Below are 18,599 nucleotides of genomic sequence, written 5' to 3' on the forward strand. Positions count from 1 at the left end.
TCCTCCCCCCGCGGTTTGGTGGGGGGGGATCCGGTTTGCCCCCCGCCCCGGGGGGGGCCGCCGCGCGTGGGGGCTTTCTTCCTGTGGGGGGGGGGGGCCGGGCCCCGGGGCGGGGGCCGGCGCCCCGGCCGCGGGGGGCGCCGTGAGGGAGGGGATGCCTACGGCACCGCTGAGAGCGGTGCCGTAGGCGACCAGCCTCCGGCGCGAGAGGGGATGCGCGGTGGGCTTGTCCATCGGGTCGGGTCGTCCCTTACTTCCAGATGCGGATGTGGTCGACCCAGTAGCTGGACCTGGAGTCGAAGATCTCGTCGTGGATGGAGCCGTCGGCCCACTGGTCGAGGATCTCGTGCGACAGCAGCGGGTACTCCTTGACCTGGCTGATCAGGTTGGGGTCGGTGACGGTGCGCACGACCGTGCCGTCATAGGTGAACTGGAGCCGGGTGGGGGTCCAGTCGAGGCCGATGTTGTGGTAGCCGGAGTGCATGCCCGGCGCGTTGGCCACCGTCGAGGACTGCCTGTGCTGCGGCGGGTTGAAGCTGTCCCAGTGCAGGCTGATCGTGTACCTGTCCGCCTGGTAGTTGGACTCGGCGAGGTCCATCTCGGCGCCGTCGCGCGCGGTGCCGTCGTATCGGCCGCCGGGCGCGAGGCCGCCGCTCGGCAGCAGCCAAACCGCGCCCAGGTGCCCGTTGGTGGGCGGGAACCTGACCCGGGCTTCGAGCCTGCCGAAGGCGTAATCGAACTTGCCGGCGCTGTCGATGAGCGCGCCGGTGTAAGAGGTCGCCCCGGTCTTGCGTACCTTCAGTTCGAGCTGCCCGGTGTTGTTGATGCTGACGTTGGCCGGGTCGTAGCTCCAGGTGTCGGGCGCCACGGCGCCGCTGCGAGGCCAGTTCCGTGCCGTCCACTTGGCGGAGTTCAGCGTGGTGCTGTTGAACTCGTCGCTGAACACCAGGGTCTCCGCCCGGCTCTTGGTGGCCGGCTTGGCGTTGTGCGGCGTCGCCGGGTCCACCATCGGCCACACGGCCTTGCGCGGGTCCTGCGGTGCGGACTGGGCTGCCGGTGCGGTCAGCAGCGCGGTGGTCACGCCGAGCGCCGGGATCAGCACCCAGGCGGGCCGGAGCGTGCGTCGTACGGTTCTGCCGGTCATGGTTCCCACTCCTTCTCAGTCGTTGCCGATGCGGTAGAGCCCCACTCCCATGCCGTCGAGCCGGTCGCTGTAGCGGCCGTTGGTCCTGTCGACCCGGCGGCCGGCGAAGAGCACCTCTGCGTGGTCGCCGCCGGGCGCGGTGAAGGACACCGGCCGGGGCTCCGTCGAGACGTTGACGACGAACAGGTAGTCGCTGCCGCGGTGGCGGCGGGTCGTCCAGCGCAGGTCGTCGTGGTGGAACACCCGGATCCGCGGCGCCCGTTCGGCGGCGAGGATCACCGGGGAGAGTTCGCCGATCTGCTCGACGACGGCCTTGGCCCGGTCGAGCAGGGTCCGGTAGGTCTCGCCGGCGGCGTCGCGCTCCATGTCGAAGCGCGAGTAGAAGGTCAGGCCCTGCGCGCCGGCGACGATGGCCTGCCAGGACATGCTGCGCACCTCGGCGAGGCTGGGGGCGCGGTTGCCGAAGTGGCCGTAGTTGCCGAGGTTGTGCAACTGGATGACGGTCCAGACCGCGCTGTTCGGCCGCTCCCGCAGCGCCGCCGCGGTGGAGGTGTAGACCGCCGAGGCGGTCAGGTCGGTCGGGTTGCCCTTGACGGGGTAGTTGTCGGTGCCGAAGACGTCGGTGACCTCCTGGGTGTCGTCCCCGGCCCAGACGCGGTAGTCGACGGAGTACGCGGGGTGGTCGTGGTCGTTCTCGACGACCGAGGCGTAGCGGGGGCGGACGACGGGACCCTCGGTGTCGGGCGGCGTCTCGTCGTTGATGTACCAGCCGAGCAGGGAGGGGTGGCCCTTGTACTTGTCGACCTCGGCCGCGTCGGCGTTGCGGTGGGTGAAGAGGGTCTTCATCCCCCGCGCCGCGGTCGCGTCGAGGATCGCCGCGCTGGGGACGTGGTAGGACAGCACGGTGTTGAACGCGGCGTACTTCAGGTCGTCGAGGTTCTGCAGTGTCGTCGGGCCGTTGTAGGCGCCCAGGGGGAAGATCAGCTCGCCGTTGTGCCGGGTGCGGCCGCGCGCGTCGATGTAGGTGCTCGGCATCTCGGCGGCGCGGAGCCTGCGCAGCGCGATCTTCTTCTCCTGGAGCAGCTCACCGCCACGCCCGAGGGCACTGATCCGCAGCTCGTACGCCCCGTGGGCGAGCCGTGCCGCCGGATACGTGTAGCGGAGTTCCGCCGCGCCCGAGAGGGTCCGGGTGTGCACCCGCTCGCCCGCGGCGTCCGTCAGCTCGATCCGTACGCGGTAGTCGTCGGCCGCGGTGCCGGCCGGCGGGTACAGGCCGAGCCGCAGCTCGATCTCGCGGTGCTCGCCGGGCATCAGCAGCCCGCGGTACGCCGGGGAGGCGAGCGTGGCGCGGAGCAGCTTCGGGTCGTGCCGGGTGACCACCATCTCGTCGATCCACGCGGAGCCGGTGGTCCCGCGCTGGAGGTAGAAGACCGCCTTCATGTACGCGGCGCGCGCGGGGGCGGCCTGCGGGCCGCAGACGAGCTGCGTCCAGTCCGCGGAGGTCGTCGCGCCGGTGTAGCCGCCGCCGAGGAAGCAGCCGTCCTCGGCGTACCACTCCATGGCGATGGACGCGCCGCCGTTCGCCAGCCCCGCGGTCTTCACCCAGGCCGACACGGTGACGGGCGTGTAGTCGTCGGTGGTGTGCGGGATCTTCTTGGTCGCGAAGACGTAGGTCGACGGGTTCTCGCGGGTGTACCTGAGCGACTGGGTGCCGGTGCGGTGCTCGGCCTTGTCGTACGAGGTGAACCCGTTGAACCACTCCTCGTCGGAGTCCTCGAACGAGGACGTGAACACGACCCTCGACGTCGAGGCGGGAGCGGCGGCGAGTTCCTTCAGGCCGCCCACCGCGGTACCGGCGGGCGCGGCGGCCTGCGCCTGGCCGCCGGCCGTGCCGACCAGACCGGCGGAGGCGAGGGCTGCGCCGCCGACGAGCAGGGATCTGCGGGACGCGTCGTTCATGAGAGGTATCTCCTTGCACAAGTCGCAAAAGGCAAAAGGCAGTTGGGAATGAACGAATTCGTGAGGGTTCACTTGCCGACGCCGAGGGTCAGCCCTTCGACGATGCGGCGGCCGAGCCATATGTAGATGGCGAGGATGGGCAGGACGACGATCACGATCCCGGCGAAGAGGCCGCCCCAGTTGGAGGTGTACTGCATGGTTCCGTAGAGGCCGAGCAGCGCCTGGGGCAGCGTGTACATCTCCGTGTCCGTGATGAGCACCAGCGCCAGCAGGGTCTCGTTCCACAGCGAGATGACCAGCAGGATGAGCGCGGTGGTGATGCCGGGGCGGGCCAGCGGGAGCATGACCGCGTAGAAGGTGCGGAACCCGGTGCAGCCGTCCAGGGCGGCGGCCTCCTCCAGCTCCGCGGGCAGCGACCGGAAGAAGCCGGTGAGCAGGAACACGGTGAACGGCAGCGAGGACGCGACGTAGATGAGGTAGAGGCTGATCCGCTCGTCCCACCAGCCGAAGGCCGAGTACATGTAGGTGCTGATCTCCTGCATCCACACGAAGATCGGGATGATCACGGACTGCATCGGCATACCCATGCCCATGACAAAGACCATCGTGATGAACTCGCTGGATCGCTGCCGGCCGCGGGCCAGGACGTAGGCGGCCGGTGCGCTGAGCACGATCACGGTCAGCGAGGCGGCGGCGACCACCACGACCGAGTTGACGAACCCGCTGCCGAGGTCCGACGCACTCCAGGCGTCCCGGAAGTTCTCCGGGCTGAGGGAGCGGGGCAGTTCAAAGGGCTCGGTGAAGATCTCCGAGCCGTTCCTGAAGGCTGTCAGCACGACCCACAGGAGCAGGAAGACGTTGAAGCACGCCCAGATCCAGACGGCGGGTACGCCGAGGATCCGGAACGGGCCGTTGGCCCGGCGGGAGCGGGAGGTGGTCATTCAAGGCCCTCAGAACTGGATCGGGTCCCGGCGCATGACGCGGCGCAGGAGGGTCACGAGCAGCAGGATGAGCACGACCATCACCACGCCCATGGCGCAGGCGTAGCCGAGCTCGTACGACGGGTTACGGCCGCCGGTGGAGACCAGGAACTGCTGGATGGTCAGGGTCCGGGAGGACACCGGCGGCGCGTCGCCGGTGCCGCTGAACGCGTAGATGAACTCGAAGATCTTCACGGAGCTGATCACCCACAGGACGGCGGCAACGGACACCACGTCCCAGGTCATCGGCAGGGTCACGTGCCAGAACTTCTGGAACTCGTTCGCGCCGGCGAGTTCGCTCTCCTCGTAGTAGTAGGGCGGGATCCGGTCCACGCCGGCCATCAGGAGGATCACGTAGAAGCCCGTGGTCACCCAGACGATGCCGACCATGATGGTGCGGAAGATGTTGTCGGGGTTGAGCCAGTTGGCCGCCGCGGCGTCCAGCCCCACCGCGCGGAGCGTGGAGTTGACCAGGCCCTCGGGGGCGAGGAGCAGGCCGAGCGCCACGCCGATGGCGATGGGCGAGACGATGTGCGGAAAGAACAGCAGCGTGCGCAGCGTCCGCCTCGCCCTCGCCTGCCGCAGCAGGACCGTGATGGCGAAGGCGAGGGTGAAGATGCCGATGCCGCACAGGACGACGATCTGGAGCGTGTTGGTGAACGCGGTCCTGAAGACGTCGTCGGACCACAGCCGCCGGTAGTTGTCGAACCCGACGGGCTTCATCTCGTCGCCCGTGCCGCGCCAGCGCTGGAAGCTCACGTAGACGCCGACGACGGCGGGGGCGATGAACAGGGCCAGATAGACGGCGAGGGCGGGGAGCAGGAAGACCCAGTAGAGACGGCGCTGCTGGGTGCCCAGGGCGCTCCGGCCCGCCGGGGCGGCGGCTGCGGCCTGCCGGGGGCGCGCGGGGGGTGCGGTGACGATCGCCACGGGCGTCAGCCGTCGTTCTCGTACAGTTCGACGGTCTTGTCCCGGACCGTGCCGACGAACTCCTCCGCGCCCTTGATCTTGCCGTTGAAGAGGTCGACGACGGTGGGCTCCCAGACGTCGGTCGTCCACCTGGCGGCGCCACTGCCGCAGTTGTCGTTGGGCTGGAAGTACTGCCCGTCCGCCGCGGCGTACTCCTTGCTGTAGTCGGCGAGCGCCGGGGGCGCCGGTATGTCGGTGCGCGGCGTCAGGTTCTCCGCCTCGGTGGAGATGGGGGTGAGCCGGTCCTTGTTGAGGAAGTACCGGATGAACTCCTTGGCCGCGTCGGCGTTCCTGGCCTTCGCGGGTACGGAGAACCCGATGACCCCGGCCTGGGTGGCGTCGTTGCCCTTGCCTCCCTCGACCTCCGGGTACTTCATGGAGCGGTAGTCGATGACGGACGCCACGTCCTTGCCGGACTTCTTCAGCGCGCCGCCGGTCTCGCCGGGCGCCCAGGTGCCCATGAGCAGGAAGTCGGTCTTGCCGGTGCCCGCCGCCCAGGCGGTCTGCTGCGCGGGGAACTTGGTGGCGTTGAAGTCCCGGGGGAAGTAGCCCCCTTCGATCAGCTCGACGATGTCCTCGGCCGCCGCGAGGAACGCGGGGTCGTCCCAGGTCTTCCCGGTCTCGTCCCGGCACGCCTCGTTGAGCAGCCCGACGCCGCCGTGCCGGACGATGCTCCACGTCATCCAGTACGCGTCGTATCCCGCGATGTCCCCGTCCAGGGCGAGCGGCGTACGGCCCTCGTCCTTGAGCCGGTCGAGGTTCCCGGTGAACTCGCCCCAGCTCTGCTGGGTGCCGCCCTGCAGATCGGGGTGGTTCTTGCCGTTGAACCACAGGGTCGAGCCGATGACCTCGTACGGGACGACCATCGGCTGGCCCTCCTCGGTCCGCGCGGACCCCACCAGGGCCGCGGGGATCACCTCGGAGACCTTCTTCGCCTCGCCGGTGACCTTCGAGTCGTAGACGTCCTCCAGTCCGAGCGCGCCGTCGCCCAGAATGGCGTGCAGGGAGCTGCCGTCCTGGTCGGTCAGGTCCGGCGGGTTGCCGGAGTTCAGCCGGGGCACGACCTGCTGGAGCACCTGGCGCCCCGACCACTGGACCTCGACCTCGATGCCGGTGTCCTCGGAGAAGGCGTCGAGCGCGGTCTGCAGCACCTTCTGCTGCGGCTCGCCCTCCTTCCACATGGACCAGTAGACGAGCTTGTCGCCGTCTCCCCCGGAGCCGCCGGGGAGACAGCCCCCCAGGAGCCCGGCCGCCGCGAGGGCGCACGCCCCGGAGAGAAGAGCGGGCATACGACGCGAACTGAACACTCTTGGCATGGTGATGATCACTCTCGTGATGACTCTCGAATCCTGCCTGGCGTGCTGACTTCATTCGGCTGTACGCTGAACAAAGTTAGTTCGAGCAGTGTCTGAACTAACCTGGTGGAAGTCAAGAGGGTCGGCGCGAGAGGATCGCCGGAAGGCGCGCCGCACCGGTGAACCCGCCCTGATCAGCGGGCGGGCCGCACCCTTTCGCAGGCAAGAAGGGACGTACATGAAGGTCAGTGGGGGTCCCAAGACCACCGTGACGGTCGACGCGAGCAAGATCGCGACCGTCCGGCGGAACAACCTGGGCCTGGTGCTCCGGCTGCTGCGCGATCACGGAGCCCGGTCGCGCGCTCAGATCGCCGCGGAGAGCGGCCTGCCGAAGGCGACCGTGACCAGCCTGATCGGCGAGCTGGTCGAACGCGGGCTCGTCCGCGAGGGCGCGGCCGACCGCAGCAAGGGCGTCGGGCGCCCGGGGCAGTCGCTGGAGGTCGCCGGCAGCGCCATCTGCGCCCTCGGGCTCGAGGTCAACGCCGACTACATCGGCGTGGTGGCCTTGGACCTCCGGGGCACGGAGGTCTTCACCACCCGCGTCGCCGTGGATGTACGGGAGCTGAGCGCGGACGCCGCCCTGGACGCCCTGGCCCGGGTGATCCGGGAGGCCGCCGCGGCCGTCGCGGCGCAGGGCGTGCAGGTGATCGGCATGTGCCTGGCCACCCCCGGCGTGGTCGACGCCGAGGCGGGGACCGTGGTCTTCGCGCCGAACATCGGCTGGCAGGACGTCCACGTCCCCCGGCGGCTCGGCGAGCGTCTCCCCGCGGCCCTGCCCGCGGTCCAGGTGGACAACGACGCGCGGCTGGCCGCCGTGGCCGAGCACGCCAGGTACGCCGCGCGCGGCGTCTCCGAACTGCTGCTGCTCACCGGCGAGGCGGGGGTGGCCGGCAGCGTCATCACCCGCGGCCGGCTCCTGCGCGGCAATGCCAGCCTCGCGGGCGAGATCGGGCACGCCGCCCTCGGCATCCCCGGCCGGCAGTGCCGCTGCGGACGGACCGGCTGCTGGGAGACCGTCGTCGGTCTCGGCGCGCTGCTGGAGCGCGTCGCCGACGAGGGCGACCCCGTCCGGGACGCCGCCGGCGACCTGGAGGAGCGGATGTCCGACGTGCTCGCCCGCGCCCGCGCCGGCGACCCGCGCACGCTGGCGGCGCTGGAGGAGACCGCCGCGAGCGCCGCGCACGGCGTGAGCATCCTGGCCGACATCCTCAACCCCGAAATCATCGTGCTGGGCGGGTACTTCGCCTTCTTCGGCGACTACTTCGTCCCAGTGGTCAAGCAGCGGCTCGACGAGCGCGCGATGCTGCCGACGTTCCCGGGGATCGAAGTCGTCCGCTCCCCCATGGGGTTCTCCGCCGCGGCGCTGGGCGCCGCCCGCTTCGTGCTGGACTCCGTCTTCCAGGACCCCACCCTGGTGGACGCGCCCGAGCCGGTCACCACCGCGTGACCGCGGTGATCCGCAGAAGATCCTCCTTTCCCCGGCAAGGCCCTCCACGTAAGGACTTCCGATGACCCCGAGTGGGACGATATGAGTGAACTGCGCCTGTCCACCCTGGTGATGCCCACCGCCGAGACCGGGCCGGCGAACCCGCTGCCGCCGCTCTTCACCGGGTTCGACACCCACGCCGTCGCCGACGCGTCCGCGGCGGACGACGAGATGCGGCGGAACATCTCCTACGGCAGGCTCTCCTCTGTGCTGCCGTACACCGTCCAGGACGGGTACGGCCGCGCCCGCGAACCCCGTGCACACCAGGTCGCGATCCTGGAGAACGACATCCTGCGGGCCACCTTCCTGCCACACACCGGCGGCCGGCTCTGGTCGCTGGTCCACAAGCCGTCGGACCGCGAACTGCTCTTCCGCAACCCGGTCTTCCAGCCCGCGAACCTCGCGCTGCGCAATGCCTGGGTCGCCGGCGGGGTGGAGTGGAACATCGGCACGATCGGCCACTCCCCCACCACCTGCGCGCCCCTGCATGCGGTCCGCGCCGAGCGGCCGGACGGCACGCCGGTGCTGCGCATGTACGAGTTCGAGCGGCTGCGCCGCGTCGTCTTCCAGATCGACGCCTCGCTGCCCGACGACTCCGAGACACTGCTCGTCCACGTACGGATCGTCAACCCCAACAGCCACGAAGTGCCCCTGTACTGGTGGTCGAACATCGCCGTGGCGGAGGCGCCCGACGTCCGCGTCCTGGCCCCGGCCGACGGTGCCTGGCAGTTCTCCTACGACCAGGTGCTGCGGCACGTCCCGGTGCCGGAGCACGAAGGGCTCGACCGGTCCCGGACGGCCCGCGCGCAGGCCGCCGCGGACTACTTCTTCGACCTCGCCCCCGGGCAGCGGCGCTGGATCGCCGCCCTGGACGGGCGCGGCGAGGGTCTGGTGCAGACCTCGACCGACCGGCTGCGCGGCCGGAAGCTGTTCCTGTGGGGCCGGCACGCGGGCGGCCGGCGCTGGCAGGAGTGGCTCTCCGGGCCGGACACGGCCTATCTGGAGATCCAGGCGGGCCTGGCCCGTACGCAGTTGGAGCACGTGCCGCTGCCCGCCGGGGCGGAGTGGACCTGGGTGGAGGCGTACGGGCTGCTCGGCGCGGACCCCGCCCGGGTGCACGGCGACTGGGCCGGCGCCAGGACCGCGGCCGAGGCGGGCCTCGACGCGCTGATCACCCGGGAGGCGCTGGAGGCGGAGCTGGCCGGCGCCGCAGCCTGGATCGACGCCCCGCCCCGCGAGATCCTGGCGCACGGCTCCGGCTGGGGCGCGCTGGAGCGCCGCCGCCGGCTCGCAGCGGACGACGACTCGCTGAGCCTGCCGGCCACCCCCTTCCCCGACGGCACCCTCGGCCCCGAGCAGGCGCCGTGGCTCGCCCTGCTCACCGTGGGCGCCATGCCTGACACCCCGCCGGCCGTCCCCCCGGTGTCGTACGAGACCGATCAGGGCTGGGCGCCGCTGCTCGCGGGGGCCAGGGACTGGCTGGGGCTGCTGCACCAGGGGGTGCTGCACACGGCGGGGGGCGACCTCGTCGCCGCGGAGGCCGCGTGGTCGGCGTCGGTGGCGGTGCGCCCGAACGCCTGGGCGTACCGCAACCTGGGCGCGCTCGCCGACCGCAGGGGCGCGACCGACGCGGCCGTCCACTCCTATCTGCGGGCGCACGAACTCGCTCCCCATGTCGTGCCGCTCGTCTGTGAGTTGCTGGACGTGCTGATCCGCGGCGGGCTGCCGGCGCTGGCCCTGTCGGTGGTCGACGCCCTCGGCGCCGGGCAGCGCGCGGCGGGCCGGGTACGGCTGCTGGAGGCGCGCGCCGCGCTGGCGGCGGGCGAGACGGACCGGTGCGGCGCGCTGCTCGACGAGGGGATCGAGGTGCCCACGATCCAGGAGGGCGAGACCTCGCTCGGCGACCTGTGGCGGGAGTACCAGGAGCAGCAGGCGGCGACGGACGTGGCGGGCCGGGCGCGCGGCGTGCCGATTCCCGCGATCCCGCCGGCGTACGACTTCACGCTGCACCCGGCGGCGGACTGAAGGGTCCTCCCCCGCCGCCCGTCGGCGGCGGGGGAGGACGTCGTACCGCCCAGGACTCTGATCAGCGGGGGACGGCCGACATGACCTCCACCTCCGCCAGCGACAGCGGGGCGTCCTGCGAGGTCAACTGGACCCTGACGTACCGTCCCGAGGTGTCCGCCGAAATACGGGTCGGGGTGCCAGCGTCCTTCGGCTGGTAGTACGCCCGCACCCCCGGCTGGGCGAGGGTCTCCTCGACGGACGTGCCCGTGAACGGGGTGTCGGAGACGAACACGTAGTACGCGCTGAGCCGGCTGCCGCAGCAGTCCGTGCGGTTCCAGACGTTGACGTCGGCGATGTCGCGGCTCTCGCCCAGGTCGACCTGCCACCACGCCTGGGACTCGGGCTCCCTGGTGTGGGTGACCGACCGCCGGCCCCAGACGCCGTCGGTGTTGCCGTCGACGGCGCGTGCGGGCACCCCGTCGTACGCGACGGACTTCTGCGTGGCCGGCCTGCCGCGGGCGACGTTCTTGAAGCTGCCGACCCCGCCCCACATGACCGCCGAGGTCTCGTAGGCGGCGCGCCCGAAGAGGGCGCGTGCGGTGAAGCGGTAGCGCCGGGGATCGACGTCCTGCGGCGCCCGTACGGTGAACTTCACCGTACGGGACTCGTGCGGCGCCAGCTCGCCGACCGTCTGGCGCCGCGGCTCCGTGGTCCATCCGTCCGGCACGTCGAGGCTGATCCGGCCGTCGGGGGCCGGCTTGCCCGCGGGGTTCGTCACGGTGACGCTCGCGGTGACGGGCTCGCCCTGCTCGGCCGGGGCATCTCCAGCTTCATGCGCTGGAGGTGGTTGACCCCCGGTGTGGTGATCTTGAAGATGTAGGCGTGCTTGCTCGTCGTCGCCGCGGCGCCCCCCGCCGGCATGGTGATGTCCACCTTCCCGTCGGCGCGCCGGAAGTCCAGCTTGCCGCCGGCGGAGCCCAGCAGCCGGACCGAGCTGTTCCGCTCCAGCGGCAGATCGCCGGAGAGGGTCAGCCGCTCCCCCGGCCAGGCGAGGGCGGTGGCGTAGAGCGCACCGTCCTTCATGGTGTAGCGGACGGGGACGTTGCTGCCGTCGTCCTCGGCGTGGTTCCAGTAGGTGGTGCCGTAGACCGCCTCGCCGTTGACGTCCAGCCAGGCACCGAGGTCGCGGACCCGCTCCGCCTGCATCTCGGGGATGGAGCCGTCGGCCTTGGGGCCGAGGTTGAGCAGCAGGTTGCCGTTCTTGCTGACGATGTCGACGAAGCTGTCGACGAGTTCGTCGGAGGAGAGCAGGTCCTCGGGGGTCTCCTCGGCGTTGTAGCCGAAGGAGCCGCCCAGGCCGCGGGTCGCCTCCCACTTCTCCGGGTTGATGTCCGGCTCGACGGTGTACTCGGGGGTGTCGAAGTCACCGATCCAGTTGCCGCAGCGGTCGTTGACGGCCACTTCTTTCGGATCCGGCCGGTTCTTGGCCCGGTTGTAGTACTCGGCCATGAACTCGTTGGCCATGTTGGGACCGTTGCTGTCGCACCAGACGATGTCCGGGTCGAAGTCGTTCATCAGCTCCCGCATCTGCGGGTACTGGTGGTCCTTGACGTAGTCCCCGACCGGCTTGTAGCCGGTGTACGGGATCTCCTCGCCGGTGTACGGGTTGGCCATCCCCTTGCGGATCTGGCCGCCGACCGGGTGGAACCACTCGATCATCGAGTAGTAGAGACCCTTCTTCAGCGGCGAGTCCTCGGCCGCGTCCATCAGTTCGCGGACCAGGTCGCGCTTCGGGCCGAGGGCGGCCGTCGAGCGGCCGGTGGTCTTCGTGTCCCACAGCGCGACGCCGTCGTGGTGCTTGGTGACGAGGTTGAAGTACTTGCCGCCGCCGTCCTCGAAGAGCTTCAGCCACTCCTCGGGGTCGAACTTGTCGGGCTTCCAGTCCTCGATGAAGCGGTCGTACGGGTAGTCCTGGCCGTAGACCTCCTTGTGGCGGTTGTGGGTGTCGCTGCCCTTCTCGTTCAGCAGGCGGACGTAGTGCTCCGCGTACGAGGGCGCGCCGTGCTTGTTCGGGGCGTACGCCGGTACGGAGTACGGCCCCCAGTGGATGAAGAAGCCCAGCTTGGCGTCGTCGAACCAGCCCGGTGTCGGGTGCTGCTTCAGCGACTCGGGCGTGGGCTCGTAGTCGTCCTCCGCGGCCGCGCCGCCGACGGGGGCGGGTGCCGCCGTCACGGCCGGCACCGCGGCTCCCTGCACCAGCAGCGCGCTCAGGGCACCCAGCCATACGAGCCGGTGCCGCCTTCCTCTGCGTACGGTCATGCTGCTCCTTTTCCTTCCGGTCGGTAGGGGTCGTGCCCGGGCTCCTGGCCCCGCCGGCACCCCGCCCGCGCGGGGGCGCACGGGCAGGTACCGGCGGGGCCTTCGGATACCGCTCGCGGGGAGGGGCGAGCGGTCAGGAACGGGGGCTGAACACCTGGACTTCGGCCAGGGACAGCGGCTCACCCGAGGTGAGCTGGACGCGGACGTGGCGTCCCTCGGTGTCCACCGGAATGCGGGTCGGGGCGCCCGCGACGTCCTCCCGGTAGTACGCCTTCACCCCCGGCTGGGCGAGGGTCTCCTGAACGGAGTTCCCGGTGAACGGGGTGTCGGAGACGAACACGTAGTACTTTCCGAGCCGTTCCGAGCAGCAGTCGGTGCGGTTCCACACGGCGACGTCGCTGATCTTCTGCCGGTTCTCCAGGTCGACCTGCCACCACGGCCCGGCACCGCCGCCTTCCGCGGTGTGGGTCACGGACCCCGCGAAGAACGCGCCGTTGGTGTTGCCGTCGACCGCCCGCCCGGCGGCGGCGTCCAGGCGGGTGCTCTTCTGCGTGGCCGGCCTGCCCTTGGCGACGTTCTCGATCGAGGTGATCCCGGCCCACAACTGCTCGGACGAGGAGTACGCGACGGGTCCGGTCCGGAAGGTGGCGCCGAGGTCGTAGCGGTCGGGCGCGACGTCCTGCGGGGCGGTGACCGAGACCTCGACGGTCCGGGTCGAGTTCGGCGGCAGCGGCTTGACCTGTGCCTCCCGGGTGCTCACCGTCCAGCCGGGCGGGGTGTCGAAGGAGAGCTTCCCGCCGCGCGTCCGGTGGTCGGAGGGGTTGGTGACCTCGGCCTTCGCCGTGAACGGCGTACCCGCCTCGGCGACGAACGGGACGCCTTCCGCGGGCCCTTCCGGGAGCTTCAGCTTGGTCCGCATGACCTGCTGCACCCCGGGCGTGCTGATCTTGAACGTGTACGCGTTCTTGCTCGCGGTGGCGGACTCCCCCGCCGCGGGCATGGTGATGGCGACGGAACCGTCGTCCGTACGCTGCCACGGCAGTGGCGCGCCGTCGGATCCCAGCAGCGTGACGGTGGTGTCGTCGGTGACCGGAAGGCCCCCGGTGAGCGTCAGCTTCGCACCCGGCCACTTCAGGGCGGTGGCGTACAGCGTGCCGTCCTTGACCGTGTAGCGCACCGGCACGTTCGCGGCCTTGTCCTCGGCGCGGCTCCAGTAGGTGGTGCCGTAGACCGCCTCGCCGTTGATCTTCAGCCAGGCGCCGAGGTCGCGGACCCGCTCGGCCTGGATCTCCGGGATGGAGCCGTCGGCCCGGGGGCCGACGTTCAGCAGCAGGTTGCCGTTCTTGCTGACGATGTCGACGAAACCGTCGACGAGCGCGTCCGAGGTGAGGTAGTCGGCGGGGCCCTCCTGCTGGTTGTAGCCGAAGGAGCGGCCGATGCCGCGGGTGGCCTCCCACTTCTCCGGGTTGATGTCGGGCTCCACGCGGTACTCCGGGGTGGAGAAGTCCGAGACCCCGTTGCCGCAGCGGTCGTTGACGGTCACCTCCTTCGGGTTCTCGCGGTTCTTGGCCCGGTTGAAGTACTCGGCCATGAACTCGTTGCTGTTGTTCTTGCCGCCGATGTCGCACCACATGATGTCGGGGTCGAACTCGTTCATGAGCTCCCGCATCTGCGGGTACTGGTGGTCCTTGACGTAGTCCCCGACCGGCTTGTAGCCGGTGTACGGGATCTCCTCGCCGGTGTACGGGTTGACGGGCCCGTTGCGGGTCCAGCCGCCCGCCGGGTGGAACCACTCCGGCATCGAGTAGTAGAGGCCCTTCTTCAGCGGCGAGTCCTCGGCCGCGTCGAAGAGTTCCCTGACCAGGTCGCGCTTCGGGCCGAGCGCCACCGTCGAGCGGTCGGTGGTCTTCGTGTCCCACAGCGCCACGCCGTCATGGTGCTTGGACACGAGGTTGAAGTACTTGGCGCCGCCGTCCTCGAAGAGCTTCAGCCACTCCTCCGGATCGAACTTGTCCGGCTTCCACTGCTCGACGAAGTCGTCGTAGGAGAAGTCCTCGCCGTACGTCTGGCGGTGGTGCTGGTACCAGGGGCCGCCGGTCTCGTTCATGTGCTTCCAGTACCACTCGGCGTACGAGCCCTTCGTCGCCCAGGCCGGCACCGAGTACGGACCCCAGTGGATGAAGTAGCCGAGCTTGGCGTCGTTGAACCAGCGCGGCGACTCGTGCCGCTCCAGGGACTCCCTGGTCGGCTCGTAGTCGTCCGTCACCCCCGCCGCGGGTGCGGCGGGCGCGGCGGGCGGCTCGGGTGCGGCGGTGGCGGAGACCGGGGGGATCCCCAGCGCCACCGCGCCCAGAACTGCCGCGAGGGCGGCGGCGGTTCGTTTCCTGCTCACAGGTACTCCGTTTCTCTGGTGGCGGCCGGCGGGTGCCGGCCGCGGGAACGCGGACAGGGCGGGTGGGCGCGTACGCCGGGAAGGGGACCGGCGGCGCGGCGCGCGGCTCAGGCGGAGGGCTTCTCCAGGCTCAGCGCGAACAGGTGCAGGGCCGGGCGGCTCTGCGCCGGCAGCGTCAGCGACACCAGCTCACGGGCCGGGTCGACGTCGGCGAGCTGGTGGAAGATGCGCACCTGGAGGGTGTGCGGGCCCGCGGCGCCGAGCCGGTGCGTGGTCTGCACGGCGACGGCCTCGCCGTACGCCGGCTGCCTGCCCCAGTCGGTGAGCGGCAGCCTGACGGTGCCGGTCGTGCCGTCGGCGTAGGTGGCGACGAGGGCGCTGGTCAGGTCGCCGCCGCTGCACGCGCCCAGCACGCGCAGCCGCCGGTACGCGCCGCGGGGCACGTCGATCCGGGTGCCGCCCGCGGCGACGTTGTTCTTCTCGCCGTCCCCGGAGCCGGGGAAGGCGAAGGTCACGCCGCCGTGGCGGAAGGGGCCCGCGGCGGGCAGTTCGGCGGCGGGATAGGTGTAGCCGGAGCCGTCGAAGTTCCCGTCGGCGGGCGCGGCGGCGGTCGCGATGCCGTCGTTGTCGTACGCGGCCGCGAGGTCGACCGGCACCACCTCGCCCTCGGGGCGGGGCAGCACGCTGGCGAAGCCCCACGGCTTGGCGGGCACGCTGACGGCGGCGGGCTCGACGGTGTGCCCGGAGGAGCCGGCGGGCGCGACGATGACGTCGTCGTCCTTGTCCAGGTCGAGTGCGATGACCCCGTCGCCCAGATCGCGCCAGGCCACGGGCCGTTCCACGGGCGCCGCGCGGCCGGGCACGACCCGTACGCGGTGCACGTCGATCTCGCCGGACAGGCCGTGCGCCAGCTTGAGCGGCTCGCCGGCGAGGCTGCGGACCCGTACGTACCGGGTCGTCCCGCCGCTGCGCCGCGCGGAGACCAGGAACGCGCCTTCGGTGCGGAGGTTGTGGATCTGCGCGTCCTGCCAGGCGTCCGGCACGGCCGGGAAGATCCGCACGGTGCCGCCCCAGCTCTGCAGCAGCATGTCGTGCATCGACTGCGCGCCGGACAGCGGCGTCTCCAGCACCGGGCCCGACTCGCGGTACATGGTGTTGGGCTGGACGAACTTGTCCAGCAGGGTGTTGAGGTAGTCCAGCGCGTCGTCGCCCTTGCCCAGCGACGCGCTCATCGAGGCGGCGCCGGTGAAGGTGTAGCCCTGCAGCGCACCGGTGAAGCCGACCCAGTGGCTGAGCGAGCGCTCCAGCAGGCGGCGGTTCTCCGGCACGCCGGGGTCGAGCAGGTACAGCGGGTAGAACCACAGCAGGTGCGAGTAGTGCCGGTGGGAGCTGGTGAGCCTCAGGTCGGAGCCGATCCACATGCCCTCGGCGCCCTGCGGCGGGGCGGTCAGCCGGTCCAGGACGTCGCGCCACTTCGGCAGCAGTTCGTCGTCGGTCCGCAGCCGCTCGGTGGCCTCGACGAGCGTCTGGCAGCCCCAGTACAGCAGGGCGAGGTCGTAGTTGCAGTCCTTGGCGCCGCCGTACTCGGGGGACATCGTGGTGGGCAGGTGCAGCCGGCCTTCCGGGCCCTCGTACAGGAAGTGCAGGTAGTAGTTCACGGCCCGGCGCAGCAGCGGGTAGAGGACGTCGCGCAGCAGGGCGTCGTCCATGGTGTGCCGGTAGGTGAGCCAGACGTTGTGCAGGGCCCAGGTGAGGTTCCCGACCTCGGGGGTGCCCTGTCCGGGGATGCCGACGGGCGAGGTGACCAGGTCCTCCTGGCTGGCGCGGTTGATCGCCGCGGAGTCGGACCGGTAGCCGGCCGGGACGTTGTCCGTCAGCGCGTCGCGGCACTCGTCGAGCGAGCGCGTCAGCGAGTCGAGTTCGGGGTGGTTGGTGGGGTTGAGGAACCAGTAGGTGAGCTGGATGTTGAGGTTCCACCAGGCGGCCGGCCAGGGGGTGACCTCCAGCCACTGGGCCGCGGTGGTGCTCACCGGCCGGTCGCGCCGGGTGATGCAGGCCATCTTGTAGAGCTGGATCCAGTAGAAGCTCTGCAGCCGGGCGTCGGGTACGGAGACGAAGCTCTTCGGGTAGAAGTCGTGCCACCAGCGGCGGTGTTCCCCGCGCAGCCGCGGCACGGGCTGCCGCGCTGCCTGCGCGACGGTCTCCGCCGCGGTGCCGGGCGCGGTCGGCTCCGGGAACGCGCTGGCGACTCCGGCCACCAGGTGCCGGACCCCGCCGTCGCCGGCGACGACCCGCCACGCGGTGGCGTGCCCGCCTCCGGCGTCCAGCGGCTGGTCGCACAGGCCGCCTTCGGCCGTCTGCGCCAGGTCGGGGGGCGGGTTCTTGCGCAGGTTGCCGGGGCCGTTCTGGTGCTGCAGCACGGTGCTTTCGGCGGGGTACGGGGTGAAGCGGAACCCGGCGGCGCGCTCACCGCCCGCCGGGGTCAACGAGCAGACCAGCAGATCGCGGGTGGCATGCACGAACGCGGAAACCGCGAGGGTGCCGCGGGTGGTGACGATCGTGCCGGAGAGTTCGGCGTCCCAGAGCGACAGCCGCAGATCGGCCTCGATCACGTCGCCTTCGGTCTCGACGAGGAAGTAGCCGACGCGGAGCCGGGCGGTGCCGAAGCGTACGTCGCCGTTGCGCTGGTGGTCGCGTACGCGGGTGTCGCCGACCTCGATCTTGAGCCGCTTGCTGCCGGTGTCCCGGAAGAGCGCGACGCCGAGCCCGCCGTTGCCGAGGAACGGCGCCTGGTAGAACCCGTCGGGCACCTCGCTCCACACCATGTCCTGCGCCCGCATGTACGCCCGCCACGCCTCAGCCCTCGCCATGCGGTCGACGAGCACGGAGGTCGCCTGCCCGCCGCCGTCCGCGGCAGCGGCGGCAGGCAGGGCGGGCAGCCCGAGGGCGGCGACACCGGCGGTGACGCCGCCGAGGAAGGTTCGTCTGCCGGGTACGACCGGGCCGGGTGGATCATGCACTTCACGCATGGGAGCTCCCAGAGATCGGATGATTCCCGGAAGCTAGGGAGGGAGACATCGGATGTCAATGGGCTGGGCGCTCGGTAAATTCCGGCTAACGCCGCGCTTCACTCCTCCAGTTATCCGATGTCTCGCCTCCCGCTCTCTCTGCTCGGCAGTCATGGGCACTCCCTTCACCCCTCACAGAGTCCCGGGAGCCCGTTCCGCGTTGCCCGGCACGGGGACGCGTTCTTCGGCGTCCTGTCAGCCGGCCGGGGGCGGCCCGGCTGCCGGCCGCCAGTCCCGTCTGATCAGACCGAACACCCAGGAGTCCGAGACCTCGCCGTTCACGACGCAGTCCTCCCGCAGCGTCCCTTCACGGACGAAACCGACCTTCTCCAGCACCCGGGCGGAAGCGTCGTTGCGCGTATCGGCCTCGGCCTGGACCCGGTTCAGGTCCAGGGTGTCGAACGCCCACCGCAGCACGGCGTGCGCCGCTTCCGTCGCGTAGCCGTGGCCCCACATCGCCGGGTCGAGGCAGTAGCCCAACGACGCACTGCGGTGGTCCGCGTCGAATGCGGTCAGACCGCACCAGCCGACGAAGGCGCCGTCGGCAGCGCGGTCGATGGCCACCCGCGCCCCGGTGCCCTCCTCCGCTATCGTCCGGCACCTCGCGAGGAAGACCCCGGCGCGGGCGGGTTCGGTCCACGGCGGGGAGTCCCAGTAGCGCATCACGTGGGTGCTGCTGTGCAGCGCGAAGAGGGGATCCGCGTCGGCGTCGGCGAAGGGGCGCAGGCGCAGCCGGGACGTGTGCAGGGTGGGAGTGGCCAGAGTCATGCGGACCATCTTGCGTCCTCACGGGGCGGGCAGCGCACCGAATTTCCGCGGGCGGCCGGGCGCACGTCCCCGCGGACGCCCACGGGGCGTCCGGGGCCGCTGCGCCCCACCGGTCACGCAGCGGCCCCCGCCACCGTCGCCGTACCCGGCGC

Annotated in this window: 12 protein-coding genes; 2 read left to right on the forward strand and 10 right to left on the reverse strand. The window is 71.1% G+C overall.

The genetic code is table 11. The features are described from left to right. Positions 1-250 precede the first annotated feature (250 nt). From ACFYVJ_RS14085 to ACFYVJ_RS14105, 5 genes are all read right to left on the reverse strand, one after another. Positions 251-1,144: a family 16 glycosylhydrolase gene (locus ACFYVJ_RS14085; protein ID WP_388890457.1), complete on the reverse strand. Its 894-nt coding sequence runs from the start codon at positions 1,142-1,144 to the stop codon at positions 251-253. 15 nt (positions 1,145-1,159) lie between these two features. After that, positions 1,160-3,103, reverse strand: coding sequence for a hypothetical protein (locus ACFYVJ_RS14090; RefSeq protein WP_388890460.1), 1,944 nt, complete (start codon positions 3,101-3,103; stop codon positions 1,160-1,162). A 68-nt stretch (positions 3,104-3,171) separates the two neighbouring features. After that, on the reverse strand, positions 3,172-4,044 hold the full coding sequence (locus ACFYVJ_RS14095) for a carbohydrate ABC transporter permease (RefSeq protein ID WP_388890464.1): 873 nt from the start codon (positions 4,042-4,044) through the stop codon (positions 3,172-3,174). A gap of 9 nt (positions 4,045-4,053) precedes the next feature. Continuing rightward, positions 4,054-5,013 (reverse strand): carbohydrate ABC transporter permease, encoded by a 960-nt coding sequence (locus ACFYVJ_RS14100; protein WP_388890466.1) that lies wholly within the window; start codon positions 5,011-5,013, stop codon positions 4,054-4,056. A 5-nt stretch (positions 5,014-5,018) separates the two neighbouring features. Continuing rightward, positions 5,019-6,341: an ABC transporter substrate-binding protein gene (locus tag ACFYVJ_RS14105; RefSeq protein ID WP_388890469.1), complete on the reverse strand. Its 1,323-nt coding sequence runs from the start codon at positions 6,339-6,341 to the stop codon at positions 5,019-5,021. 244 nt (positions 6,342-6,585) lie between these two features. Between ACFYVJ_RS14105 and ACFYVJ_RS14110 the strand changes: the two genes are divergently transcribed. Together ACFYVJ_RS14110 and ACFYVJ_RS14115 are read left to right on the forward strand one after the other, a co-directional pair. Next, positions 6,586-7,854, forward strand: coding sequence for an ROK family protein (locus ACFYVJ_RS14110; protein WP_388890471.1), 1,269 nt, complete (start codon positions 6,586-6,588; stop codon positions 7,852-7,854). Positions 7,855-7,935: 81 nt separating this feature from the next. Then, complete coding sequence (locus ACFYVJ_RS14115; protein WP_388890473.1) at positions 7,936-9,918, forward strand: DUF5107 domain-containing protein; 1,983 nt, start codon at positions 7,936-7,938, stop codon at positions 9,916-9,918. 61 nt (positions 9,919-9,979) lie between these two features. On the opposite strand, the gene ACFYVJ_RS14120 is transcribed toward ACFYVJ_RS14115, so the two are convergent. From ACFYVJ_RS14120 to ACFYVJ_RS14140, 5 genes are all read right to left on the reverse strand, one after another. After that, positions 9,980-10,678: a discoidin domain-containing protein gene (locus ACFYVJ_RS14120; protein WP_388890475.1), complete on the reverse strand. Its 699-nt coding sequence runs from the start codon at positions 10,676-10,678 to the stop codon at positions 9,980-9,982. After that, on the reverse strand, positions 10,675-12,219 hold the full coding sequence (locus tag ACFYVJ_RS14125; RefSeq protein ID WP_388890477.1) for an alpha-L-fucosidase: 1,545 nt from the start codon (positions 12,217-12,219) through the stop codon (positions 10,675-10,677). Before ACFYVJ_RS14125 ends, ACFYVJ_RS14120 begins: the two co-directional genes overlap by 4 nt. Positions 12,220-12,352: 133 nt before the next feature. Beyond that, positions 12,353-14,611 (reverse strand): alpha-L-fucosidase, encoded by a 2,259-nt coding sequence (locus ACFYVJ_RS14130; RefSeq protein ID WP_388890480.1) that lies wholly within the window; start codon positions 14,609-14,611, stop codon positions 12,353-12,355. A 107-nt stretch (positions 14,612-14,718) separates the two neighbouring features. Next, a complete protein-coding gene (locus ACFYVJ_RS14135) occupies positions 14,719-17,640 on the reverse strand; it encodes a glycoside hydrolase family 95-like protein (RefSeq protein WP_388890483.1) in 2,922 nt (973 codons plus the stop codon). Between the two features lie 234 nt (positions 17,641-17,874). Beyond that, on the reverse strand, positions 17,875-18,447 hold the full coding sequence (locus tag ACFYVJ_RS14140; RefSeq protein ID WP_388890485.1) for a GNAT family N-acetyltransferase: 573 nt from the start codon (positions 18,445-18,447) through the stop codon (positions 17,875-17,877). Positions 18,448-18,599 lie beyond the last annotated feature (152 nt).

Origin of the sequence: Streptomyces sp. NPDC004134, assembly GCF_042874195.1 — a bacterium.
Classification (GTDB): Bacteria; Actinomycetota; Actinomycetes; order Streptomycetales; family Streptomycetaceae; genus Streptomyces.

Bases quoted from the DNA above. Each gene is read 5' to 3' on its own strand.
- ACFYVJ_RS14085 (WP_388890457.1), bottom strand. From the start codon at position 1,144: ATGACCGGCAGAACCGTACGACGCACGCTCCGGCCCGCCTGGGTGCTG.
- ACFYVJ_RS14090 (WP_388890460.1), bottom strand. From the start codon at position 3,103: ATGAACGACGCGTCCCGCAGATCCCTGCTCGTCGGCGGCGCAGCCCTC.
- ACFYVJ_RS14095 (WP_388890464.1), bottom strand. From the start codon at position 4,044: ATGACCACCTCCCGCTCCCGCCGGGCCAACGGCCCGTTCCGGATCCTC.
- ACFYVJ_RS14105 (WP_388890469.1), bottom strand. From the start codon at position 6,341: ATGCCCGCTCTTCTCTCCGGGGCGTGCGCCCTCGCGGCGGCCGGGCTC.
- ACFYVJ_RS14110 (WP_388890471.1), top strand. From the start codon at position 6,586: ATGAAGGTCAGTGGGGGTCCCAAGACCACCGTGACGGTCGACGCGAGC.
- ACFYVJ_RS14115 (WP_388890473.1), top strand. From the start codon at position 7,936: ATGAGTGAACTGCGCCTGTCCACCCTGGTGATGCCCACCGCCGAGACC.
- ACFYVJ_RS14125 (WP_388890477.1), bottom strand. From the start codon at position 12,219: ATGACCGTACGCAGAGGAAGGCGGCACCGGCTCGTATGGCTGGGTGCC.
- ACFYVJ_RS14135 (WP_388890483.1), bottom strand. From the start codon at position 17,640: ATGCGTGAAGTGCATGATCCACCCGGCCCGGTCGTACCCGGCAGACGA.
- ACFYVJ_RS14140 (WP_388890485.1), bottom strand. From the start codon at position 18,447: ATGACTCTGGCCACTCCCACCCTGCACACGTCCCGGCTGCGCCTGCGC.